The sequence below is a fragment of the Dyella sp. 2RAB6 genome, from assembly GCF_052115385.1.
GTDB lineage: Bacteria > Pseudomonadota > Gammaproteobacteria > Xanthomonadales > Rhodanobacteraceae > Dyella_D.
This window is the reverse complement of sequence record NZ_JBFRGP010000011.1, coordinates 45571-69134: the sequence shown is the minus strand read 5'-3', so window position 1 is coordinate 69134 and position 23564 is coordinate 45571. Positions and strand designations below refer to the sequence as shown.

Sequence of the window (23564 nt, the reverse complement as noted above, 5' to 3'; positions counted from 1 at the left end):
GGACGGAGGGACCGGCCAAGAGGTGGGGAGCAGGGTGGCGCGATCCGCGACGCTGCGACCCTGGACGATATGAAACGGGCCTGTGGCGGAGAACCGGAACTTTCCAGATGTCCAGTCGTGGCCATGGCTGCAGCGCCATCCGCCGGACCTGCCAAGGAAGGCACAAGCCCGCTACAGTGCGCGGATCGCTTTGCCACCCGAGAGATTCGTATGAAGCTGGTGTCCTGGATGATCTGCGCGAGCCTGCTCGGCTCGGTCACCGTGGCCGGGCCGGTGGCCGCCGCTCCCGCCGCCACCGCCGCGCGGGTGGATGCGCTCAACAAGCTGCTGGCGGAACAGTGGCAGCACTCGCTGAAGAACACGCCGGAGTTCGCCACCATCCTGGGCGACCTGCGCTACAACGATCGCTGGAGCGATCTTTCGCTGGCGCACCAGGCGGCCGAGCGCAAGGCCAATGCGGATTTCCTCAAGCGTTTCGAGGCGATCGACACCGGCGGCTTCTCCGACGAGGACAAGCTCAACCTGCAGCTGATGGTGCGCCAGCTCCGCGACGGGCTGCAGAGTTACGACCTGAAGCTCAACGAGATGCCGCTGGACCAGATGAACGGCATGCACCTGCAGCTGCCGGGCTTCGTCAGCTCGATCCCGTTCGACAACGCCAGGCAATACGAGGATTACCTGGCGCGCCTGCACGCCGTGCCGCGCGCGCTGGAGCAGGTCACCGAAGTGGCGCGGCAGGGTTTGCAGGACGGCATGATGCCGCCGCGTTATCTGCTGGAGAAAGTGGTCGGGCAGATCGACAGCATCGCCAAGCCGGCGGGTGCGGAGAACTCCTTTGCCGAGCCGCTGAAGCGCTTTCCCAAATCAGTGTCCGCCGCCGACCAGAAGCGCCTGCATGACGCCATCGTCGCCGCCATCGACAACGAAGTGCGGCCGGCTTACCGCAAGCTCGGCGAGTTCGTCGCCAAGGATTACGCGCCGCACGGCCGCAGCGAGCCGGGCGTGTGGCAGCTTGCCCATGGCGAGGCGATCTATCGCTTCGACGTCGAGCAGATGACCACCACCAAGGAAAGCCCCGAGCGCATTCACCAGATCGGCCTGGCCGAGGTGAAGCGCATCGAGGACGAGATGACGGTGATCGCCAAGGGGCAGGGCTATAAGGACCTGGCCAGCTTCCGCGAGGCGCTCAAGCACGACGCCAAGCTGCATCCGAGCTCGCGCGAGGACATCCTCAACCGCTACCGCGGCTTTATCGCGCAGATGCAGCCCGAGCTGCCCAAGCTGTTCGGCCTGCTGCCGAGAACTAAGGTCCAGGTGATGCCGGTCGAGGCGTACCGCGAGAAAGAGGCGCCCGGCGCCGAATACCACCAGGGCACGCCGGACGGTTCGCGTCCTGGCCAGGTCTACGTGAATACCGGCGACTTCGCCGACCGCACCACGCTGACTATCGAATCGACCGCGTATCACGAGGCGATTCCCGGCCATCACATGCAGATCTCGATCGCGCAGGCGCTGCCGAAGTTGCCGCCGTTCCGCCAGCAGGCCGGCTACAACGCCTACGTCGAGGGCTGGGCGCTGTATGCCGAGCGGCTGGGCAAGGACATCGGTTTCTACAAGGACCCGCTCTCGGACTACGGCCGCCTGTCCGACGAACTGCTGCGCGCCGACCGCCTGGTGCTGGATACCGGCGTGCACTACAAGCACTGGACGCGCCAGCAGATGGTCGACTTCTTCCACGCCCATTCCAGCCAGGACGAGCCGGATGTTCAGGCCGAGACCGACCGCTACATCACCTGGCCGGGCCAGGCGCTGGGCTACAAGATGGGCCAGCTCAAGATCCTGGAGCTGCGCGAACGCGCCAGGAAGGAGCTGGGCGAGCGTTTCGACATCCGCGCCTTCCACGATCAGATCCTCGGCGGCGGCGCGTTGCCGCTGGATGTGCTGGAAACCCGCACCGACGCCTGGATCGCCGCGGTGAAGTCCGGCCAGGCGCCCGCCCACCCCGTCGCCGCCCCGTAAAGGGCGGATAGGCCAATGGTCATTACAACGTTTTGCCGGCAGGATGCATCTGTTCCGGCATGCCCAAGAGCCACATGCGTACTGTCCTGATCATCGACGACAACCCCGCCGTGGGGGAGGCGCTCTCGCTGGCGCTGTCCCTGCACGAAATCCGCCCGCTGACCGCGCTGACGCCGGAGCAGGGCCTGGAGCTGCTCGAGCGCGAACGCATCGACGTGGTCATCCAGGACATGAACTTCACGGCGGACACCACCTCCGGCGAGGAAGGCATCGCGCTGTTCCGCGCGCTGCGCCAGCGCCACACCGACCTGCCGGTGATCCTGCTGACCGCCTGGACCCACCTGGAGACCGCGGTGGAGCTGGTCAAGGCCGGCGCCGCCGACTACCTGGCCAAGCCCTGGGACGACGCCAAGCTGCTGGCCACGGTGGAGAACCTGCTGGAGCTGTCCGAATCCACCCGCGAGGTGAACCGGGCCCGCAACGAGCGCCGCCGCCGCCGCGAGGACCTGGAACGCCGCTACGACCTGACCGGCCTGGTGTTCTCCTCCGAGGCGATGGCGCGCACGCTGGAACTGGCCTGCCAGGTCGCCCGCTCCGAAGTGCCGGTGCTGATCACCGGCCCCAACGGCGCCGGCAAGGAGCGCATCGCGGCGATCGTGCATGCGAACTCGGCGGCCAAGCGCGGCGGCTTCATCGCGGTCAACTGCGGCGCGCTGCCGGGCGAGCTGATCGAGGCGGAACTGTTCGGCGCCGAAGCCGGCGCCTACACCGGTGCCAACAAGGCGCGCGAAGGCCGCTTCGAGCTGGCCGACGGTGGCACGCTGTTCCTGGACGAGATCGGCAACCTGTCGCTGTCGGGCCAGGTGAAGCTGCTGCGCGTGCTGGAAACCGGGCAGTTCGAGCGCCTGGGCTCGGGTCGCACGCGCCAGGTGAAGGTGCGTGTGCTGAGCGCGACCAATGCGGACCTGAAGGCGATGATACGCATGGGTACGTTCCGCGAAGACCTTTACTACCGCCTCAACGTGATCGAGGTGAACCTGCCGGCGCTGTCCGATCGCGTCGACGACATCCTGCCGCTGGCCGAGCATTTCCTCGACAGCCGCGCGGAACTGACCGATGCGGCGCGCGAGGCACTGCTGAGCTATCCGTGGCCGGGCAATGTGCGCGAGCTGAAGAATGCGATCGAGCGCGCCGCGCTGCTGGCCGCCGACGGCCGCATCCAGCCCGAACTGCTGAACCTGCCGCAGGCCGCGCCCGCCGCCAACCGCAACCTGGACGAACCCAGCCGCGAGGCGGTGGAGGCGGCGCTGGGCAAGGCGGATGGCGTGGTGAGCCGGGCGGCGCAGTCGTTGGGTTTGTCGCGGCAGGCCTTGTATCGGCGGATGGAGCGGTACGGGCTGGCGACACAGGGAACCTGAGCGCACATGGCTCGACGTAGGTTGGGGTGAGCCGCCGGCGAACCCCAACGGTGCGAGGCGTCCGCAGGTGGTCATGTTGGGGTTCGCCTGCGGCTCACCCCAACCTGCGGCCTGCGGCCATGCCTAAAGATGGTTGCCCACTTCACCTGCCGCATATCAAGATGCCGCGATCCAAGCCTGCTGGGGAACGATCATGCGTCGATGGATGATGTTGGGCATCATGGTGGCGGCCTTCGCGGCCCATGCGCAATCCGCGCCGCAGGCGAGCGATAGCTGGCAGCGTCCGGCGTCCTCCTCCAGCGTGGCCCACGGCAGCAGCCAGGCCACCACGCGCGATGGCCAGGGCGCCTTCCGTTTCAAGGACGACAAGCCCGGCGAGTCGCGCTTCAAGGTCGATGGGTCGACGCAGCGCAACAGCCGTGGGCCACAAACGATCTGCGACTCCGCCAACGCAGCCTGCAAGCAGGAACGGTCGCTGCGCTCCGGCCAGGGCCACTGAGTGCTGCGCCGCCTCGACACCCTGCAGACGCGCCTGGCGCTGCTGCTGAGCCTGGCCTACGTGTCGGGTGCGCTGCTGTATATCGGCATCACCGAGTGGCCGCTGCCGCAACTGCTGCAATGGATGAAGCACGACCTCGGCGTCACCGTGCAACCGCCCTCGCACCTGGGCGTGTGGGGCGGGCTGGCGGTGAGTGCGGGAGTGGCGATTCCGTTGTCGATCTGGCTGGCGGGGCGGGTGATGCATCCGCTCAACCGCCTGCTGCGCGCGCTGGAAGGCGCGGTGGCCAGTTACCGCGACGGCGACTTCAGTTTCTCCATCGCGGCGCGGCGGCATGACGAACTTGGCGAGCTGATCCGCATGCACAACGCGCTGGGCCAGACCCTGCGCGAGCAGCGCCAGAATCTGGCGCAGCGCGAACTGCTGCTGGACACGGTGGTGCAGAACACGCCGGTGGCGCTGGTGCTCACCGATGCCATCGGCCGCGTCACCTACGCCAATATCGCCGCGCGCCACCTGTTCAACGAAGGACGCACCCTGCACGGACTGGATTTCCTCGAACTGCTGGCCGATGCGCCCGAGGCGCTGCGCCGCGCGGTGGAAGGCGGCGAGGATGCGCTGCTGACGGTGGAGATGGACGGCAGCGAGGAAACCTTCCATCTGTCGCAGCGCAGTTTCCGCCTGCAGGGGCGTCCGCATCGGCTGCAGTTGTTCCGCCGCATGACGCGCGAACTGTCGCGCCAGGAAGTGGCGACCTGGAAGCGCGTGATCCGCGTGATCAGCCATGAATTGAACAACTCGCTGGCGCCGATCTCCTCGCTGGCGCATTCCGGCGCCGAGCTGGCGCGCCGTGGACAGTACGAGCGCTTGCCCGGCGTATTCGCCACCATCGGCGAGCGCGCGCGGCATCTGCATGGCTTTATCGCCGGCTATGCCAATTTCGCCAAGCTGCCGGCGCCGCAGCCGGTGTCGATCCCGTGGCGTCCGTTCCTGGACAGCCTGGCCCTGCATTGCCAGTTCCGCGTGCAAGGCAACCTGCCGGAACAGGAGGGCTGGTTCGATGCCGGGCAGATCGAGCAGGTGCTGATCAACCTGGTGAAGAACGCGCACGAATCCGGCAGCGCTGAAGATGGCGTGAGCCTGTCGCTGGCGGTGATCGGCCGCGACGTGCGCATCGAAGTAGCCGATCGCGGCCCCGGCATGAGCGAAACGGTGCTGGCGCAAGCCTTGCTGCCGTTCTATTCGACCAAGCGCTCCGGCACCGGCCTGGGCCTGGCGCTGGCGCGCGAAATCGCCGAGGCACACGGCGGCCGCATCACGCTGGCCAACCGCGAACAGGGCGGCCTGCGCGTCAGCCTGTTGCTGCCGTTGAAGTTTTCCTGACAGACGGCCGCTTCGGGGTGACGTCATAACGTAACCGCCGCTTGCGCGGACCTCCCCTATACTCCGCGCCATCTTCACGGACAGGAGGTTGGACCATGGGATCGCTTTTGGCGTTGGTGGTCGTGGTGGTTGCGATCATCATGATCGCAAAGCTGGTGCGCATCGTGCCGCAGGGCTACGAATGGACGGTGGAGCAGTTCGGCAAGTACACGCATACGCTGACGCCGGGCCTGCATTTCCTGATACCCCTCGTGTACAGCGTCGGCCGCAAAGTGAACATGATGGAACAGGTGCTGGACGTGCCTTCGCAGGACGTGATCACCAAGGACAACGCGGTGGTGCGCGTGGACGGCGTAGTGTTCTACCAGGTGCTGGACGCGGCCAAGGCCGCCTATGAAGTGTCCAACCTGCAACAGGCCGCGCTGGCGCTGATCATGACCAATATCCGCACGGTGCTGGGCTCGATGGATCTGGACGAATCGCTGAGCCAGCGCGATGCGATCAATGCGAAGCTGCTGCGCGTGGTCGACGAGGCCACGCATCCGTGGGGCGTCAAGGTCAACCGCATCGAGATCAAGGACATCGCACCGCCGCGCGACCTGGTCGATTCGATGGCGCGCCAGATGAAGGCCGAGCGCGAGAAGCGCGCGCAGATCCTGGAAGCCGAAGGCCTGCGCCAGTCGGCGATCCTCAGGGCCGAAGGCGAGAAGCAGTCGATGATCCTCTCCGCGGACGGCAAGAAGGAAGCGGCGTTCCGCGAAGCGGATGCGCGCATCCGCCTGGCCGAGGCCGAGGCGCAGGCGACCAAGCTGGTCTCCGACGCCATCGCCAGCGGCGACGTCAACGCGCTGAATTACTTCGTCGCCAACAAGTACGTGGAGGCGCTGAAGGAAATGGCGCATTCGCCGAACCAGAAGATGCTGCTGCTGCCGATGGAAGCCACCGGCATCATCGGTTCGCTGGCGGGCATCGCCGAACTGGCCAAGGAGTCGCTGAGCCAGCAGCAGGACAAGAGCACGACGCGCCGCACGCCGCCGCCGGTCTGACGCTGCGCATCGTCTTCCTGAAGGGGATAAGCCATGTTCGCTGAGGTCGCAACGCATTACCTGTGGTGGATCGTCGCCCTGCTGCTGATCGGGGCGGAGGTGCTGCTGCCGGGTTACTTCCTGCTGTGGATCGGCCTGGGCGCGGCCGCCACCGGCCTGCTGGTATGGGTGGTGCCGCTGCCGGTGCTCGGCCAGGCGACCGCCTTCGTGCTGCTGGCCTTCCTGTCCTGCGCCATCTACTGGTACCAGGTGCGCCCGCGCCTGCGCCGCCAGGACCGCAGCGAGTCGCGGCTCAACCGCCGCGGCGAGCAGAACATCGGCCGGCAGTACGTGCTGGCCGAAGCCATCGTCAACGGCCGCGGCAAGGCCCGCGTCGGCGACGGCCTGTGGCTGGTCAGCGGGCCGGACCTGCCGGTGGGGACGACGGTCGAGGTGGTTGCGGTGGAAGGCAATACGCTGCAGGTGAAACCGGCGGCGTAGGTTGGGGTGAGCCGCAGGCGAACCCCAACGTGTACCACCGCCATGCGTATCGCAATGTTGGGGTTCGCCTGCGGCTCACCCCAACCTACGGCGGCTTTGAGAATGGCATTCGGACGGCCAAACGTATTCAAGCCGGCGGCTTCCGGGTGAGAATGCGGGCATGAGCTTCCCGCCTTCTTCCCCGACCGGTTTCGCCTCGCCGACACAGCCGGCGCCGGTGCACAACTTCGCCACCGCGGCGCTGAACACGCGCATCGCCTTCCTGGTCGAACTGGCGCGGCGCCTGCACCAGTACGGCACCTCGGCGCCGCGGCTGGAGATGGCCATCGCCGGCTCGGCGCTGCGGCTGGGGCTGGCGGCGGAGGTGTGGTCCAGTCCGACCGCGATCATCATTTCCTTTTCCGACCAGGCGCAGGGCGACGACGGCGTGGCCCAGGTCACCCAGGTGATGCGCCTGCCGCCGGGCGACGTGAACCTGGCGCGCCTGTGCCAGGCCGACCTGATCGCCGACCAGGTGATCGCCGGCCAGATCGAACTGCGCGAAGGCTTCCGCCTGCTGCGCGAACTGGGTCGGCCGGATACGCGCCGCGCCCAGGCCGGGGTGATCGCCAGTTATGGCCTGGCCGCGGCCAGCATCGTGGCGCTGCTGCTGCACAGCTCCTGGGCCGACCTGCTGACCACCGCGGTGATCGGCCTGATGATCGGCACCATCAGCGTGCTGTCGGCCACGCGGCCGCGGCTGGCGGTGGCCAGCGAAGCGATCTGCGCGCTGGTCGGCACGGTGTTCGCGATCCTGGTCAGCGCGCTGGTGGTGCCGCTGGCGATCAAGTCGGTGATCCTGGCCGGGCTGATCATGCTGATGCCGGGCATGGCGCTGACCACCAGCGTGCGCGAGATCTCCAGCCAGCATCTGGTGGCCGGCATGGCGAGGATGGGCGGAGCGCTGGCTACCTTGCTCAAGCTCACCTTCGGCACCGTGGCGGGGGCGCAGTTGTGCGCGGCGGTCGGCATCTATCCGCGCGACTTCTCCTTGCCGCCGCTGCCGGCCTGGACCGAACTGCCCGCGCTGCTGGTGGCGTCGATCGCGTTCGCCATGGCGTTCCGTGCCGCGCGGCGCGACTGGCTGGTGGTGATGGGGGCGGTGGTGGTGGGTTATGTATCCACGCGCTGGGGCGGGCTGGTCGCGGGACATCTGCCGGCGGCGCCGTTCGGCGTGTTCCTCGGCGGCTTTCTGCTGGGTGCCTTGTCCAACCTGTATGCGCGCTTTGCGCATCGGCCGGGCGCGGTGGTGCGCGAGCCGGGGATTATCCTGCTGGTGCCCGGCAGCGTGAGTTTCCGCAGCGTGTCGTATCTGCTGGAGCGCGATACGGTGCTGGGTTTCGATACCGGCGTATTGCTGGTGACGCTGCTGATTTCGCTGGTGGCGGGCTTGTTGTTCGGCGATCTGCTGGTGGCGCCGCGGCGTTCGCTTTGACCGCCATGGCGGCAGTGGGCGACAGCTCGGCGATTAACGCGGCGTGCAGTGCGTAGCGAATGGGTTAATGCCGGATGCCGCGGCGTGTCGCGGATGATCCATGTTGCATAAACGATGCACCGCGAAGTGCCGGCGTGGAAAAAGAAAACGCCGGCACTGGGCCGGCGTTTTCTTTTTGGTCGAACCGGGCGATTCAGATCGCCAGATCCTTTTCCTTCTTGCCCGCCTTCAGTGCGTCGTTGAACCAGCGCGGGCGCTTGCCGCGGCCGGACCAGGTCTGCTCCGCATCGGCGGGATTGCGGTACTTCGGCGGGACGATGCCGCCGGTCTTGCGCGGACCCTTGGCAGCGCGGCCCTGGCCGAATACGTCGTCGAAGGCGAAACCTTCGGCCTTGATCAGCGCGTGGATCTTTTCGCGCAGCTTGACGACCTTGTCCTTGCGCAGTTCGGTCTGGCGCGTCTGCGCCTTGACGATCAGTTCATTGAGCTGGTTATGATTGAGATTCTTGATATCGACAGCCATGACTACTCCCGGGTGATGAGCCATTTACAGCATTATGTTTTTTTGGGTGCAATGGATCGAAAAGGTATTGCGCGGTGGATTCTGGATGATTCGTTCGGGAATTGCAAAATACGCGAGTTATTCCCCGGTAATGCACTCTCGATGGCTTTAGGGTGCATTATTCAGCGGATTCCTAAATGCGAAAGAAGCGATTAACCCGCAATAGGATCGGCCGCCGCCGCCCGCGCCGCCCGCGCATGTGCACTGTTTCGCAAAAAAGAACGGCCGCGCATGGCGGCCGTCTTCTGGAACAACATCTGGATCGGAATCAACCGCAAGGAATCAGCCAAGCAGGGCGAATAGCTCCTCGGTATTAATCGCCCGGCTTTCCGCTTCATGGCGCGCCCGGTATTCCAGCGTGCCGGCGGCGATGCCGCGCTCGCTGACCACCACGCGGTGCGGGATGCCGATCAGTTCCATGTCGGCGAACATCGCGCCGGGGCGCAGGCCGCGGTCGTCCAGCACCACTTCGATGCCGCGCTGCTGCAGCTGGGCGTAGAGCGCCTCGGCGGCCTGGGTCACCTCGGGGCTGCCCTTCGGATTGATCATGCACACGGCCACGCGCCAGGGCGCCATGGCCTGCGGCCAGAGGATGCCGGCCTCGTCGTGGCACTGCTCGATGGCGGCGGCCACGATGCGGCTGACGCCGATGCCGTAGCAGCCCATCAGCATCACCTGGGCCTTGCCGCTCTCGTCCACCACGGTGGCCTTCAGCGCTTCGGCGTACTTGCCGCCGAGCTGGAATACGTGGCCGACCTCGATGCCGCGGCCCATGCGCAGCGTGCCCTTGCCGTCGGGCGAGGGGTCGCCTTCGAGAACCTTGCGGATGTCTTCCACGCGGGTGACGCGGGCGTCGCGCTCCCAGTTGGCGCCGGTGTAGTGGGTGCCGTCCTGGTTGCCGCCGCAGACGAAGTCCGCCAGCACGGCGGCGTCACGGTCCACGATCACCGGGATCTCCGCGGGCAGGCCGGCCGGGCCGATAAAGCCGGGGCGGGTGCCGGTGACGGCCAGGATCTCGGCCTCGCTGGCCAGCAGCGATTCGCCGGGCATCTCGGCCAGCTTGCCGGCCTTTACCTCGTTGACCTCGTGGTCGCCGCGCACGCAGAGCGCGACCAGGCCCTTGCTGCCCTGCACCAGGATGGTCTTGACGCACTGGCTGGGCTCGACCTTGAGGAAGCCGGCGACTTCTTCGATGGTCTTCTGCGTGGGCGTGTCCACGCGCGTGAGTGCGGCGGCGGGCGCGGGGCGCGACGCGGTCGGCGCCAGCGCCTCGGCCTTCTCCATATTCGCGGCGTAATCCGAACCATCCGAGAACACCAGGGCATCCTCGCCGGTGTCGGCCAGCACCTGGAACTCGTGGCTGGCGTTGCCGCCGATCGCGCCGGTGTCGGCCTGCACCGCGCGGAACTTCAGGCCCAGGCGGGTGAAGATGCGCGCGTAGGCGTCGTACATCGCCTGGTAGGTCTGGCCCAGCGACTCCTGCGTGAGATGGAAGGAGTAGGCGTCCTTCATCACGAATTCGCGCGCGCGCATCACGCCGAAGCGCGGACGGATCTCGTCGCGGAACTTGGTCTGGATCTGGTAGAAATTGAGCGGCAGCTGCTTGTAGCTCTTCAGCTCGTTGCGCGCGAAGTCGGTGATGACTTCCTCCGCGGTGGGCGCGTAGCAGAACTCCTGCTCCTTGCGGTCCTTGATCTTCAGCAGCTGGCCGCCGAACTTCTGCCAGCGGCCGGTTTCTTCCCACAGCTCGCGCGGCTGGATGGTCGGCATCAGCAGCTCGATCGCGCCGGCGCGGTCCATTTCCTCGCGCACCACGGATTCCACCTTGCGCATCACGCGCAGGCCCAGCGGCGCCCAGGTGTACAGGCCGGCGGCGAGCTTGCGGATCATGCCGGCGCGCAGCATCAGCTGATGGCTGGCGATCTCGGCGTCGGCGGGCACTTCCTTGACGGTGGCCAGGTGGTATTGGCTGAGGCGCATGCGGGGGGCATTCCGGCGGGATAAAGAAGGTCGAGTATAGCGATTCCGACTGGCGCCGAATTTCGGTTGGCTGCGGTGGTGCCTGATTTCCTCGACCTTCCAGGGCGAATCCTTCTTCCGCCGGGAGCACGCGGGGAGGGTACAGGGATGTGCCCGGCATTGAGGAGCGAGGAAGGTGCCGGCAGGCGGATGAGGGTTCGGGCGGAGCGGTGCACATCATTCTTGCGCTCCGCCCGTACCCTCACCCCAACCCCTCTCCCAAGGGGAGAGGGGCTCAACGTCGCGGCGATCGATGCGCGGCTTACTCGTTCGGGCAGTACTGCTTGTACTGCCCCTCGGCAGTGGACTGCTGCTGCTTGCGCTGGGCGTCGTCGAGCACCTTGGACTGGTTGCCTTCCTGCACCACCACCGGCTTCTTGTCGCGCAGGATGTCCAGGTTGCCCTTGAGCGTGCTGCAGAGCTTCTTGCGGTTTTCCGGCGTGTCGGCCACCGGCTGTGCCGGTGCCTCGGCGGAGCCGGTGGTCTTTTCCTGCGCGGTGCCTTCCTTGGCCGGCTGGGCCGGCTCACCGGAGGACTGCGCGATGCCGCTCAGGGTGATCTTCTTGGAGCTGCTGCCCTTGGGCGGCGGGGTGTCGGAGTAATGCACGGAGCCGGCGGCGTCGGTCCATTTGTAGACCTGCTGGGCCGAGGCCGGCAGGGCGAAGGCCAGGGGGGCGAGCAGCACGGCGGCGGCGATCAGCGAGCGACGCATGGTCATCTCCGGGAAACTGTAGAGAGGGCGGGAAAGGGCGGGAAAAGGCTCGGCGCCCTTGTTAGCACCCGCACGGATAGGACTCAAGCGATGGTTTACACTGCGCGCATTCCGTCACGGATTGATCCATGAGCGAGACCACGCCCGTCCGCCCGCCGCGCCACCGGGGCATCTACCTGCTGCCCAACCTGTTCACCACGGGAGCCATGTTCGCCGGCTTCTACGCCATCGTGGCGAGCATCGGCGGCAGCTACAGCGACGCGGCCATCGCGGTGTTCGTGGCCGCCGTGCTGGACGGCATGGACGGCCGCGTGGCGCGCCTGACCGGCACCCAGAGCGAATTCGGCGTGCAGTACGACTCGCTGTCGGACCTGGTCAGCTTCGGCCTGGCGCCGGCGCTGGTGATGTACACCTGGTCGCTGTCCACGCTCAAGGCCTATGGCCCGCTGTGGGGCAAGCTGGGCTGGGCCGCCGCCTTCATCTATGCCGCCTGCGCGGCACTGCGCCTGGCCCGCTTCAACACCCAGGTCGGCGTGGCCGACAAGCGCTATTTCCAGGGCCTGGCCAGCCCGGCCGCCGCCGCGGTGTGCATGTCCTTCGTGTGGAGCATGGACAAGTTCGGCGTGGGCGGCGACGAGCTGTGCTTCTTCACCCCGTTCATGGCGGTGCTGGTCGGCCTGCTGATGGTCAGCCGCTTCCGCTACTACAGCTTCAAGTCGCTGCCGATGGGCGAGCGCGACCGCGTGCCGTTCCTGTGGATCATCGTCGGCGTGCTGATCCTGATCCCGTTCCTGGTGGACCCGCCGCGCGTGCTGTTCGTGGTGTTCACCCTGTACCTGCTGTCCGGCCCGGCGCTCACCCTGTGGGGCCGCGCCACCCGCCGCCGCCGCGGAGCGGCATGAGCGCGATGGCGCAGTCCGGCTCGCCGCATCGTTCGCGCGTCCTGCGCGCGCTGGGCGTCACGCCGTGGGTAAGGCGCGACGCGCCGTCGGCGCCGATGGATACGCCCGCTGCCGAAGCCTCCGCGGGGCAGTGCGTGGTGCTGCTGCCCGCCGGCTGCGCGCCGCGCGCGCTGGATCTGCTCGGCCGTGCGCTGACCGCGTTCGGCCCGGCGCTGGCCCGCGCCGCGCGTATCGAGGTACGCGAAGGGCGGCTGGCCGCCGCGCCGCTGGCGAAGGCCTATCTGGTGTTCGGCGAAGCCCAGGCGCATGCGCTGGGCCGCGAGCTGCCCGCGGCCATGCTGCAGCAGGCGCATATCGTGCTGGCCGACGAGCCCGGCGCCCTGCACAGCTCCGGCGCCGGCAAGCGGCGCTTGTGGAACGCGCTGCGCAGCCTGCGCCGCGCCCTGGCCGAGACCGCGGGCTGAGGCCATGGTCGCGGTCGCCCGGCCCCACGCCGAAGTCCGCGCCATGCGCCGCGAAGACCTGCCCGGGGTGGCCGCGCTGGAACGCGCCGCCTACGACTTTCCCTGGAGCGAAGGCATCTTCGGCGACTGCCTGAAGGCCGGGCATCCGGCCTGGGTGCTGTGGGTGGAGGGCGAGATGGCCGGCTACGGCGTGCTCTCCGTCGCCGCCGGCGAGGCGCACGTGCTCAACCTGTGCATCAGCCAGAACCAGCGCGGGCTGGGGCTGGGGCGGCATCTGCTGCGCCGGCTGCTGGACGTGGCGCGCTGGAACGGCGCCGAGCGGGTGTTCCTGGAGGTACGGCCGTCGAATCCGGTGGCGCAGACCTTGTATCGGTCGATCGGCTTCGAGGAGATCGGGCGCCGGCCGAATTACTACCCGGCGAAGCAGGGCAGGGAGGATGCGATCGTAATGGCCTTGGACCTGGTCGCGCCGTAATACCGCGACGGCGTAGGTTGGGGTGAGCGAACGCGAACCCCAACGTCCGCGCAACGCGTGAGGCATGTTGGGGTTCGCGTTCGCTCACCCCAACCTACGCGCCTACGCCCATCGGTCAGCCGAGCTTGACCAGCTGCTCGCGCAGCGCATTCGCCTGCACCCCCCAATCCGCAATGCGCTGGCGCTCCTGCGCCACCACTTCGGCCGGCGCATTCGCCACGAAGTTGGCATTGCCCAGCTTGCCCTCGCACTTCTTGATCTCGCCCTCGATCCGGCCGATCTCCTTGCCCAGGCGCGTCTTCTCCGCGCCCACGTCGATCAGCCCGGCCAGCGGAATCAGCACGCGCATCGAACCGACCACCGCGGCTGCGGCCGCCGGCTCGTCCGCACCGGCCTCGATCCATTGCGGCGCATCCACGCGCGCCAGGAAGGCGATCTGCGCGGCGAACTTCGCGGTGCGCGTGCGATCGGCCGCGTCGCCGTCGGCCAGCAGCAGCGGGATGGTCTTGCCCGGCGCGATATTCATTTCCGAGCGGATGCGGCGGATGCCGCTCAGCACGTTCTTGAACCACTCCACTTCGGCGGTGGCCGCATCGTCGGCCACCATGTCTTCCGCCTGCGGCCACGGCCGGCGCAGCAGCGCTTCCTCGGTCAGGCCCAGCAGCGGCGCCACCGCGTGCCAGATCTCCTCGGTGATGAACGGCACGATCGGATGCAGCGCGCGCAGCACCGTCTCCAGTACCACCAGCAGGGTGAGGCGGGTGGATGCGGCAGCCGCTGCGTCGTCGCCGTTGAGCGCCGGCTTGGACAGCTCCAGGAACCAGTCGCAGTACTCGTTCCACACGAACTCGTACAGCTCCTGCGCGAGCAGGTCGAAGCGGTAGCTGACGAAGTGCTGCTCGACGTCGCCCAGCGTGGCCTTCAGGCGCGTGAGAATCCAACGCTCCGCTTCTGTCACCGGCTGCGCGCCGGCGGCGGCGATCTCGCCGTTCTCCACATTCATCAACACGAAGCGCGCTGCATTCCACAGCTTGTTGCAGAACGCCTTGTAGCCTTCGGCGCGCTTGATGTCGAAGTTGATGGTGCGGCTATAGCTGGCCAGCGCGGCGAAGGTGAAGCGCAGCGCGTCGGTGCCGATGGCGGGGATGCCTGCCGGGTAATCCTTGCGGATGCGCTTCTCGACCTTTTCGCGCACCTGCGGAATCAGCAGCGAGCGGGTCGATTTCTCGACCAGCGGTTCCAGCTCGATACCGTCAATCAAGTCCAGCGGGTCCAGCGTATTGCCCTTGGACTTGGACATCTTCTGGCCTTCGGCGTCGCGCACGATGGCATTGATGTACACCTCGCGGAACGGCACCTGGCCGGTGAAGTACTTGGTCGCCATCACCATGCGCGCGACCCAGAAGAAGATGATGTCGAAGCCGGTGACCAGCACCGCGCTGGGCAGGAAGATCTTGTCGGCCTGCCAGTCGGCCACGACTTCGCCGCGCTCGTTCTTCACCGGGCCGTCGGCCGGCCAGCCGAGCGTGGAGAACGGCCACAGCGCGGAGCTGAACCAGGTGTCCAGCACGTCCTCGTCCTGGCGCAGCGCGCCGACCGGCGGCACCGCGGCATGCGCGCGCGCATCGGCTTCGTTCTCGCCGACGAAGATGTTGCCGGCCTCGTCGTACCACGCCGGAATGCGGTGGCCCCACCACAGCTGGCGGCTGATGCACCAGTCCTGGATGTTCTCCAGCCACTGCGTATAGGTGGTGCTCCAGTTCTCCGGCACGAACTTGATCTCGCCGGAGCGCACGGCGTCCAGCGCCGGCTCGGTGATTGCTTTGCGGCCGTCGTCGCTGGTGAGGTCGACGAACCACTGGTCGGTGAGCATCGGCTCGATCACCGCGTCGGAACGCTGGCTCACCGGCACCTGCAGCTTGTGCGGCTTGGTCTCGACCAGCAGGCCTTCGGCGTCCAGGTCGGCGAGCACGCGCTTGCGCGCTTCGAAGCGGTCGAGGCCGCGGTACTTTTCCGGCGCGTTCTCGTTGACCTTCGCATCGAGCGTGAAAATGTTGATCGGCGCCAGGTTGTGGCGCTGGCCGATGGCGTAGTCGTTGAAGTCGTGCGCCGGGGTGATCTTGACGAAGCCGGTGCCGAATTCGCGGTCGACATAGTCGTCGGCGATCACCGGAATCTCGCGGTTCGACAGCGGCAGGCGCAGCATTTTGCCGACCAGGTGCGCATAGCGCTCGTCTTCCGGATGCACGGCGACGGCGACGTCGCCCAGCATGGTTTCCGGACGCGTGGTGGCGACGACGACGCTATCGCTGTTGTCCGCTGTGTAATAGCGGATCGACCACAGGTGGCCGTCGCGCTCGACGTTGTTCACTTCCAGGTCCGACACGGCGGTGCCCAGCGCCGGGTCCCAGTTGACCAGGCGGTTGCCGCGGTAGATCAGCCCCGCGCGGTACCACTCCACGAACACCTTGCGCACCGCGGACGACAGCCCCTCGTCCATGGTGAAGCGCTCGCGCGACCAGTCCGCTGCCACGCCCAGGCGGCGCATCTGGTTGGTGATGGTGGAACCGGATTCCTCCTTCCACTGCCACACGCGCTCGACGAAGGCTTCGCGGCCGAGGTCGTGGCGCGTCTTGCCGTCGACGGCGAGCTGGTTCTCGACGATCTTCTGCGTGGCGATGCCGGCGTGGTCGGTACCCACCTGCCACAGCGTATTGAGGCCGCGCATGCGCTGGTAGCGGATCAGCATGTCCATCACGGTCTGCTGGAACGCATGGCCCATGTGCAGGGTGCCGGTGACGTTCGGCGGCGGCAGCAGGATGCAGTACGGCTCGCCGCGGCCCGAAGGCCTGAAGTCGCCACTGGCCTCCCAGCGCGCGTACCACGTCGACTCGATCTGGCGGGGCTCGAAACTCTTGTCCATCGGGGGCTCGTCATGGCGCGCCGGGGCGGGCGCGTGGGTGGAATGGGGCGTAAAGACCCTGGATTGTAAGGGCGGGGGTCGGGGGCTGCCAAAAACAGGGCGCCAGGCCCCGCCCGGGCGGGCTTAGGGTGCTACCAGCTCGCCGCCCCATCGGTGAGCATGGCGGACTCCAGCCTCCCATGTAGGTTGGGGTGAGCGTAGCGAACCCCAACGCGGTACACATCCGGATGTCCTGTTGGGGTTCGCTGCGCTCACCCCAACCTACGCCAGCGTTTCAGGGTGCCTCGCGCAGCACACGCCCATACGCGTGAACTTCGTCCACCAGCACCTTCACGTGCTCCGGGTCCACTTCCGGCGTAATGCCATGCCCCAGGTTGAACACATGGCCGGGGTGGTTGCCGTAGCTGTCCAGCACCGCACGCGCCTCGCGGCGGATGGTGTCGGGGTTGGAGCGCAGTACGGACGGGTCGAGATTGCCCTGCAGCGCCACGCGGTCGCCGACGGCGGCGCGAGCGTCGGCCAGGTCGATGGTCCAGTCCACGCCGAGGGCGGCGCAGCCGGTGTCGGCCATGGCGGACAGGTGGCGGTGGGCGCCCTTGGAGAACAGGATCACCGGCAGGTCGCGCGCGTGGGCATCGGCCTTCAGCGCATCGACGATCTGCGCCATGTAGCGCAGCGAGAACTCGCGGTACGGTGCCGGCCCCAGCATGCCGCCCCAGGTGTCGAACACCATCAGCGCCTGCGCGCCGGCCGCGGCCTGCGCGGCGAGATAGGCGGCCACCGAGCGGGCCAGCGTGTCGAGCAATTGATGCGCAAGCTTCGGCTGGTTCCAGCACATCGCCTTGAGCGTGGCGAAATCGCGCGAGCCTTCGCCTTCGACCATGTAGCAGGCCAGCGTCCACGGGCTGCCGGAAAAGCCGATCAGCGGCACCCGGCCGTGCAGTTCGCGGCGGATTACCCGCACCGCGTCCATCACATAGCGCAGCTCGCCGTCCATGTCGGGCACACCGAGCTTGTCGACATCGGCCTGCGTGCGCACCGGATGCGCGAACTGCGGGCCTTCACCCTGCGCGAAGCTGAGCCCCAGGCCCATCGCGTCGGGAATGGTGAGGATGTCGGAGAACAGGATCGCCGCATCCAGGTCGAAGCGCTCCAGCGGCTGCAGCGTCACTTCGCAGGCCAGTTCCGGCGCCTGCGCCAGCGCCATGAAGCTGCCGGCGCGGGCGCGCGTGGCGCGGTATTCCGGCAGGTAGCGGCCGGCCTGGCGCATGACCCAGATCGGGGTGGTGTCGGTGGGCTCGCGGCGCAGGGCGCGCAGGAAGCGGTCGTTCTTCAGGGGTTCGGTCATTTCAACGTCCGTACGGGCCGTCCATGCCCTGGCTGAACATCAGGCGGTAGCCGCGCTTGAGTTGCGCATCGCGCGCCTTCTCGAACGCCGCGATGGCGTCGTCGCGCTCCAGGAACTGCTCGCGCTTGAGGGTGGCCTTGCCGCCCTGCACGCCGGTCTCGCGATACAGCGTCCAGCCGCCGAGCAGGTCCTGCTCCAGCACGATCTGGACGTAGCGGGGCGCTTCGCCGGAGCTGGGCGCGGTTTGCAGGTAGAGGCGCATGGAGGGTTGCATGATGGGTGGGGGGCGGTGGGCCGCGAGTTCCGCATTCTAGAGGGGGTGGCAGGGTGGCGGCGAGCCCGCGCTGGTCGCGGGCATCGCGCTTGTCACGCCGCCGTCGCCTCGCGCAGCGTCGCCAGTACTTCGCGCTCGTCCACGCCGCCGACGATCTCGGCCTGCCCGATGCCGCGCCACAGGATCAGCCGCAAGGTGCCGGCGGTGTTCTTCTTGTCCAGACGCATCAGGGCCAGCAGCGCCTGCGGGTCCATGCCGGTGGGGATCGCGGTGGGCAGGCCCAGCCGTTGCAGCAGGCGCTGCAGGCGCGCGGTGTCGGCGGCGACGCTCATGCCCAGCCGTTCCGACAGGCGCGCGGCCAGCAGCATGCCCACCGCCACGCCTTCGCCGTGCAGCAGGGTGGTGTACTTGCCGGCGGTTTCCAGCGCATGGCCGAAGGTGTGGCCCAGGTTGAGCAGGGCGCGTTCGCCTTGCTCGGTTTCGTCGCGGGCGACCACGCCGGCCTTGTACTGCACCTTGCGCGCGATGGCTTCGACCAGCGGCGCGGTATCGCGCGCGGCCAGTGCGTCGGCCTGCTGTTCCAGCCACTCGAAGAACGGCAAGTCGCCGATCGCCGCGCCCTTCACCACTTCGGCCAGGCCGGCGCGGTATTCGCGCTGCGGCAGGGTGGCGAGGGTGTCGATGTCGGCTACCACCGCGCGCGGCTGGTGGAAGGCGCCGACCAGGTTCTTGCCGGCCGGCAGGTTGACGCCGGTCTTGCCGCCGACCGAGGAATCGACCATCGCCAGCAGGGTGGTCGGCATCTGGATGAAGTCGATCCCGCGCATCCAGCACGCCGCGCTGAAGCCGGCCAGGTCGCCCACCACGCCGCCGCCCAGCGCGACCACGCAGGCGTCGCGGGTGGCGCCCAGTTGCGCCAGTGCATCCAGCGCGCGGCTGACGTTGTCGAAGGTCTTGTGCGCCTCGCCGTCGTCGAGCAGGAAGGCCGACCACTGCAAGCCTTCCAGGCCGGCGGCGACGCGCTCCAGATACAGCGGCGCCACCGTGGTGTTGCTGATCACCAGCGCGTGGCGGCCGCGCAGCATGGCGCGCCAGCGGGCGCGGTCGTCGAGCAGGCCGGCGCCGATCCATACCGGATAGCTGCGCTGGCCGAGGGCGACGTCGATGGTGCGCGGGGAAGCAATAAGGTCGGTCATATTCATGCGGCTTGCTGGCGCTGCCAGTGCTGATCGATCAGGGCGATGCTGCGTTCGCTGGCGGCCAGCACGAGTTCGTGCTCGCCCGGGATCACCAGGTCGGCGACATCGGCATAGAGCGGCGTGCGGATGCCCGCCATGGATTCGAGTTTCGCGCGGCGGTCCGCGCCGTCCAGCAGCGGCCGGCTGCGGTCGCGCGCCAGCCGTTCGAGCTGCTGTTCCACCGTGGCCTGTAACCACAGCACGTAGCCGCGCTCGGCCAGCAGGCGGCGATTGGCCGGGTCGAGCACCGCGCCGGCCCCGGTCGCCAGCAGCACCTCGCTGCGCGCGCTGCAGGCCTCCAGCAGGGTGCTTTCGCGGCGGCGGAAACCGGCCTCGCCTTCCAGTTCGAACACCGTACTCACGGTGGCGCCGCAATGGCGCTCGATTTCCTGGTCGAGATCCAGGAACTCCAGCCCATAATGCGCGGCCAGCCGCCGGCCGATCGACGTCTTGCCGGCGCCGGTCGGACCGACCATGAACAGGTTGCACGAGGGATTCATATGCCAACTTTAACAGCAGGCCACGCATGACCGGACGGGTGCTGCTGGCCGGATGCGGCGATCTTGGGATGCGCGTGGCACCACGCCTGCTGGCGCGCGGGGACGAGGTATGGGCGCTGCGGCGTTCACCCGCGCATGACGGGGAGCATGGTGTGCGCTGGCTGCGCGGCGATTTGACTCAGCCGCAGACATTGCGGCAACTGCCGCAGGGGATTACCCGCGTGGTGTATGCGCCGACGCCCGGCGCGCGCGAGGAGGCGGCTTATCGGGCGGTCTTCGTGGATGGCTTGAAGCATCTGCTCGATGCGCTGTCCGGCGCGCCGCTGCAGCGCGTGCTGTTCGTTTCTTCCAGCGCGGTGTATGGCGAGCATGGCGATGGGTGGGTGGATGAGGAAACGCCACCCGCGCCACCGGGGTTCAATGGGCGTGTGTTGCTGGAAGCGGAGCAATGGCTGGCCGCGCATGCGGTGCCGTCGATCAGCCTGCGCCTGGCGGGCATTTACGGGCCGGGCCGCATGCAATTGCTGGAACGTCTGCGCGCCGGCGAGGCGCGAGTGCCGCGCGATCCGCCGCATTGGTCCAATCGCATCCATGTCGATGACGCGGCGGCGGCGATCGTGCATCTGCTGGGCTTGCCGGCACCGGAAAGCGTCTATGTCGGCGTCGACGACACGCCGTTGCCGATGCACGTGTTGTACGAACACCTTGCCGGTTTGATCGGTGCGCCGCGTCCGGCGGATGGTCCTGCGCCGCCGGGCGTCGGCAGCAAGCGCTTGAGCAATGCACGCCTGCGTGCGAGCGGGTTTGCGTTTGGATGGCCGGACGCGCGGGAGGGGTATCGGGCGTTGTTGTAGGTGTCGCTATCAGGCAAGCCCGTGCGCAAGTGTGCGTCAGCGTTCAATCGCCGTCATTCCGGCGTAGGCCGGAATGACGGCGTCTCTTGCAAGGGTCGGCAAGAGCAGGCGTAGGTACAGCATGAGATCGCACAACCCTCGGCGTAGGTTGGGGTGAGCGAAGCGAACCCCAACAGTGCGATGCGTCCGGTCACCGCCATGTTGGGGTTCGCCTGCGGCTCACCCCAACCTACGCTTGCCGGCCCACGAGCAAGCCCTCACCCCGGCACATTCCAAGCCCCCGGCGCTATGGGACCATCGCCAGCACACCACCCTCAAGGAGCTCTCCATGGCCCGCGTCACCCCCACCATGGTCACCACCGGCAACGAACTTCCGGGTTACCGCATCGTCCGCCCGATGGGCATCGTGCGTGGCATCACCGTGCGTTCGCGCAGCATCGTCGGCAACCTCGGTGCGTCGCTGCAGACGCTGGTCGGCGGCAATATCTCGATCTACACCGGGCTGTGCGAGAAGGCGCGCGAGGAGGCCTTCGAGCTGATGCTGCAGCATGCCGGCCAGCACGGCGCCAACGCGGTGGTGGCGATGCGCTACGACGCCAATGACGTGGCCCAGGGCGTCACCGAGGTGCTGGCGTATGGCACGGCGGTGCTGGTCGAGCCGCTGACCTGATCGACCGTGGTCCTTACTGCAGTGCGGCTTGCCGTACGGGGCGGGGCGCTCCCAGACTGGCGCGGCTAGGGGGAGCGTCGCCGCGCCGCCCGCGCGGCCTGTGGGGAGGAATCGCCATGTCGGTCACCAAGATCATCGAGGTCAGTGCGTCGTCCAGCAAGGGTCTGGAAGACGCTGTGAAGCACGGTTTGAACAAGACGGCGAAGACGGTCAAGCACATCCGGGGCGCCTGGGTGAACGAGATCAAAGTCGTCACCAAGGACGACGGCGCCATCGAGGAATGGCGCGTCAATCTGCGCATCAGCTTTCTGGTCGATTAGCCGGCCCATGCGCGCGGGTCGCCAGCGATCCGCGCGCTGCCGATGTTCAGAAGTGACTGAGCCCGGTGACATGCCGCTGCGTGTCGTATTCGACACAGGTGTCGGCCAGCGCGGGCAGGGTGGCCAGGGCGTGGCGGCTCAGCCGCTCGAAGTGGGCGAGGAAGTGTTCCATCGCCGCAGCATCCATCGCCAGCGGCGCATGCCGCGCGAGCAGCTCCTCTTCCTGCTGGCTGCGCCACTGGCGCACCACTTCCCAGTTCGGCGCCTGCAGCACCACCAGTGCGTCGAGCTTGCGCCATAGCGGCTGGTAGCCGCGCAACTGCTTGTTGACCCAGTGGCGCCAGGTGCCGTCCGGGTCTTCGTCGCGCTCCAGCGCATTGACCGGCTCGTCCAGCGCGGACTGCAGCTGCGGCTTGATGCCCAGGGCCCAGCCTTCCAGCACGATGAGCTTGGGCGCCCGCACGATCTTCGGCCAGCGCGAGGGCGGCATGCGCGTATCGCGGCCCTTGTCGAAGCGCGGATAGGTCACGGGCAGCTTGTCCGAGGCATGCGGCAGGGCCGCCAGCACCGACAACAGCAGTTCGATCTCGTGGGTGCCCGGCACGCCGCGGGTCTTCAGCAGCGGATGCACCTGGTGGGCCAGGGACTCGCGTTCGCTGCGGCTGTAATAGAAGTCGTCGAGGGCCAGCACCTCGGTCGGCAGGCCCTGCGCTTCGGCCTGCAGCTTCACTTCCCGCGCCAGGGTGCTCTTGCCGCTGCCCTGCAGGCCGGAGATCCCCAGCAGGTACGGCCGCCGCGAGCGGGCGATACGGCCGGCGTACTGATCCAGCAGGAGTCCCGCCAGGGTCGAATTCTGCGTGCTAGCATCGTTAACCATCCGCGCATGATGACGCGCGCCGGCCACGATTCAAGACCCATGCTGAAACCCGAAATCCTCGAGACCTTCCAACAACTGCTGGAGGGTGCCCGGACGAGTGGCGACCCCGAGCCCACCGCCATGACGCTGTCCACCGCCGATGCCGGTGGCCGGGTCAGCTCGCGCGTGGTGCTGCTCAAGGGCGCCGACGAGCGCGGCTTCCGTTTCTTCACCAACTACCAGAGCGACAAGGGCACCGAGCTGGAGGTGCACCCGCAGGTGGCGCTGTGCTTCCACTGGAAGCAGCTGCGCGACGGTGTGCAGGTGCGCGTCGAAGGCGCCGCGCGCAAGTTGATGGACGAGGAATCGGACGCGTACTTCGCCAGCCGCCCGCGCCAGAGCCAGATCGGCGCCTGGGCCTCGCTGCAGTCGCAGACCCTGCCCGACCGCGACACCTTCGAGCAGCGCGTGGCGCGCTACGAGCAGGAGTTCGACGGCCGCAACGTCACGCGTCCGCCACACTGGGGCGGCTATGTGGTCGAGCCGGACACCATCGAATTCTGGTACGGCGCGCAGTTCCGCCTGCACGAGCGCGTGCGCTGGAGCCGCCACGGCCAGACCTGGACGCATCGCCTGCTGTATCCCTGAGGCACGCCTTACCCTGAGGATCGCCGCCATGACCCGAGCCGCGCCCGCCGGACACGTCGCCCAACAGGGCTTCACCGTGCATACGCGCGGCCGCGGCTTCAGCGAGATCACCGACAAGCTGGCCGACGCGGTGACGGCGGCCGGCGTGCACACCGGCATCGCCCACGTCTTCACCACGCACACCAGTTGCTCGCTGCTGATCAGCGAGAACGCCGACCCCGCCGTGCGCGAGGATCTCGAACGTTGGTTCGCCCGCGCCGTGCCCGATGGCGACGCGATCTTCCAGCACGACGCCGAAGGCCCCGACGACATGCCCGCCCACGTGCGCTCCATCCTCACCGGCGTCAGCCTCACCTTGCCGGTGCATGGCGGCAAGCTGCTGCTGGGCACGTGGCAAGGGGTGTACCTGTGGGAGCATCGGCGCGATCCGCATCAGCGCAAGGTCACCGTCACCGTGCTGGGCCATTGAGTACCACCGGT

At 67.7% G+C, this 23564-nt stretch carries 24 protein-coding genes; 15 read left to right on the top strand and 9 right to left on the bottom strand.

Features of this window, described 5'->3' with window-relative positions; translation table 11 throughout:
- Positions 1-210: 210 nt before the first annotated feature.
- The 7 genes from AB4083_RS15740 (at position 211) to AB4083_RS15710 (ending at position 8319) form a co-directional block, all read left to right on the top strand.
- Positions 211-2019, top strand: coding sequence for a DUF885 domain-containing protein (locus tag AB4083_RS15740; protein WP_441609027.1), 1809 nt, complete (start codon positions 211-213; stop codon positions 2017-2019).
- A 74-nt stretch (positions 2020-2093) separates the two neighbouring features.
- Entirely contained in the window at positions 2094-3437 is a 1344-nt protein-coding gene (locus AB4083_RS15735; RefSeq protein ID WP_441609026.1) for a sigma-54-dependent transcriptional regulator, read from the top strand.
- Between the two features lie 193 nt (positions 3438-3630).
- Positions 3631-3936, top strand: coding sequence for a hypothetical protein (locus AB4083_RS15730; RefSeq protein WP_441609025.1), 306 nt, complete (start codon positions 3631-3633; stop codon positions 3934-3936).
- A complete protein-coding gene (locus tag AB4083_RS15725) occupies positions 3937-5319 on the top strand; it encodes a sensor histidine kinase (protein WP_441609024.1) in 1383 nt (460 codons plus the stop codon). It begins immediately after the preceding gene.
- A 95-nt stretch (positions 5320-5414) separates the two neighbouring features.
- On the top strand, positions 5415-6365 hold the full coding sequence (locus tag AB4083_RS15720; RefSeq protein ID WP_441609023.1) for an SPFH domain-containing protein: 951 nt from the start codon (positions 5415-5417) through the stop codon (positions 6363-6365).
- A 33-nt stretch (positions 6366-6398) separates the two neighbouring features.
- Positions 6399-6845 (top strand): NfeD family protein, encoded by a 447-nt coding sequence (locus AB4083_RS15715; RefSeq protein ID WP_441609022.1) that lies wholly within the window; start codon positions 6399-6401, stop codon positions 6843-6845.
- A gap of 160 nt (positions 6846-7005) precedes the next feature.
- A complete protein-coding gene (locus AB4083_RS15710) occupies positions 7006-8319 on the top strand; it encodes a threonine/serine ThrE exporter family protein (protein WP_441609021.1) in 1314 nt (437 codons plus the stop codon).
- A gap of 193 nt (positions 8320-8512) precedes the next feature.
- Here AB4083_RS15710 and AB4083_RS15705 read toward each other — a convergent pair whose 3' ends face one another.
- From AB4083_RS15705 to AB4083_RS15695, 3 genes are all read right to left on the bottom strand, one after another.
- Positions 8513-8842: an H-NS histone family protein gene (locus AB4083_RS15705; RefSeq protein WP_441609020.1), complete on the bottom strand. Its 330-nt coding sequence runs from the start codon at positions 8840-8842 to the stop codon at positions 8513-8515.
- Positions 8843-9163: 321 nt separating this feature from the next.
- On the bottom strand, positions 9164-10861 hold the full coding sequence (locus AB4083_RS15700) for a proline--tRNA ligase (RefSeq protein ID WP_441609019.1): 1698 nt from the start codon (positions 10859-10861) through the stop codon (positions 9164-9166).
- Between the two features lie 301 nt (positions 10862-11162).
- On the bottom strand, positions 11163-11612 hold the full coding sequence (locus AB4083_RS15695; protein WP_441609018.1) for a DUF4124 domain-containing protein: 450 nt from the start codon (positions 11610-11612) through the stop codon (positions 11163-11165).
- A 128-nt stretch (positions 11613-11740) separates the two neighbouring features.
- Here AB4083_RS15695 and AB4083_RS15690 point away from each other — a divergent pair, with 128 nt between their 5' ends.
- Genes AB4083_RS15690 through rimI form a run of 3 tightly spaced genes read left to right on the top strand, consistent with a single transcriptional unit; the run spans position 11741 to position 13453 of the window.
- A complete protein-coding gene (locus AB4083_RS15690; protein ID WP_167252322.1) occupies positions 11741-12514 on the top strand; it encodes a CDP-alcohol phosphatidyltransferase family protein in 774 nt (257 codons plus the stop codon).
- Entirely contained in the window at positions 12511-12978 is a 468-nt protein-coding gene (locus tag AB4083_RS15685; protein WP_441609017.1) for a hypothetical protein, read from the top strand. The genes AB4083_RS15690 and AB4083_RS15685 overlap by 4 nt, the downstream gene beginning before the upstream one ends.
- Before the next feature lie 4 nt (positions 12979-12982).
- On the top strand, positions 12983-13453 hold the full coding sequence (gene rimI / locus AB4083_RS15680) for a ribosomal protein S18-alanine N-acetyltransferase (RefSeq protein WP_441609016.1): 471 nt from the start codon (positions 12983-12985) through the stop codon (positions 13451-13453).
- 115 nt (positions 13454-13568) lie between these two features.
- Here rimI and AB4083_RS15675 read toward each other — a convergent pair whose 3' ends face one another.
- The 5 genes from AB4083_RS15675 to AB4083_RS15655 form a co-directional block, all read right to left on the bottom strand.
- Complete coding sequence (locus AB4083_RS15675; protein WP_441609015.1) at positions 13569-16376, bottom strand: valine--tRNA ligase; 2808 nt, start codon at positions 16374-16376, stop codon at positions 13569-13571.
- Between the two features lie 274 nt (positions 16377-16650).
- Positions 16651-17724, bottom strand: coding sequence for a uroporphyrinogen decarboxylase (gene hemE, locus AB4083_RS15670; protein ID WP_441609014.1), 1074 nt, complete (start codon positions 17722-17724; stop codon positions 16651-16653).
- 1 nt (position 17725) lies between these two features.
- A complete protein-coding gene (locus AB4083_RS15665; RefSeq protein ID WP_441609013.1) occupies positions 17726-17986 on the bottom strand; it encodes a WGR domain-containing protein in 261 nt (86 codons plus the stop codon).
- Between the two features lie 104 nt (positions 17987-18090).
- Positions 18091-19200: a 3-dehydroquinate synthase gene (aroB, locus tag AB4083_RS15660; protein ID WP_441609012.1), complete on the bottom strand. Its 1110-nt coding sequence runs from the start codon at positions 19198-19200 to the stop codon at positions 18091-18093.
- Positions 19197-19736 (bottom strand): shikimate kinase, encoded by a 540-nt coding sequence (locus AB4083_RS15655; RefSeq protein ID WP_441609011.1) that lies wholly within the window; start codon positions 19734-19736, stop codon positions 19197-19199. The genes aroB and AB4083_RS15655 overlap by 4 nt, the downstream gene beginning before the upstream one ends.
- A gap of 26 nt (positions 19737-19762) precedes the next feature.
- Here AB4083_RS15655 and AB4083_RS15650 point away from each other — a divergent pair, with 26 nt between their 5' ends.
- The 3 genes from AB4083_RS15650 (at position 19763) to AB4083_RS15640 (ending at position 21580) form a co-directional block, all read left to right on the top strand.
- Positions 19763-20590 carry an SDR family oxidoreductase gene (locus AB4083_RS15650; RefSeq protein WP_441609010.1) on the top strand — a complete coding sequence of 276 codons (828 nt, stop codon included), beginning with the start codon at positions 19763-19765 and terminating at the stop codon, positions 20588-20590.
- Between the two features lie 328 nt (positions 20591-20918).
- The gene (locus AB4083_RS15645) at positions 20919-21260 is read left to right on the top strand and encodes a YbjQ family protein (protein WP_441609009.1); all 342 of its coding nucleotides are present in this window, start codon (positions 20919-20921) and stop codon (positions 21258-21260) included.
- A gap of 116 nt (positions 21261-21376) precedes the next feature.
- Positions 21377-21580: a dodecin family protein gene (locus tag AB4083_RS15640; RefSeq protein WP_441609008.1), complete on the top strand. Its 204-nt coding sequence runs from the start codon at positions 21377-21379 to the stop codon at positions 21578-21580.
- A gap of 46 nt (positions 21581-21626) precedes the next feature.
- Here the strand turns inward: AB4083_RS15640 and AB4083_RS15635 are convergent, their stop codons facing one another.
- Positions 21627-22457 (bottom strand): kinase, encoded by an 831-nt coding sequence (locus AB4083_RS15635; protein ID WP_441609007.1) that lies wholly within the window; start codon positions 22455-22457, stop codon positions 21627-21629.
- 39 nt (positions 22458-22496) lie between these two features.
- Between AB4083_RS15635 and pdxH the strand changes: the two genes are divergently transcribed.
- Positions 22497-23084 (top strand): pyridoxamine 5'-phosphate oxidase, encoded by a 588-nt coding sequence (pdxH, locus tag AB4083_RS15630; RefSeq protein WP_441609006.1) that lies wholly within the window; start codon positions 22497-22499, stop codon positions 23082-23084.
- Positions 23085-23112: 28 nt separating this feature from the next.
- On the top strand, positions 23113-23553 hold the full coding sequence (locus AB4083_RS15625) for a secondary thiamine-phosphate synthase enzyme YjbQ (RefSeq protein WP_441609005.1): 441 nt from the start codon (positions 23113-23115) through the stop codon (positions 23551-23553).
- Positions 23554-23564 lie beyond the last annotated feature (11 nt).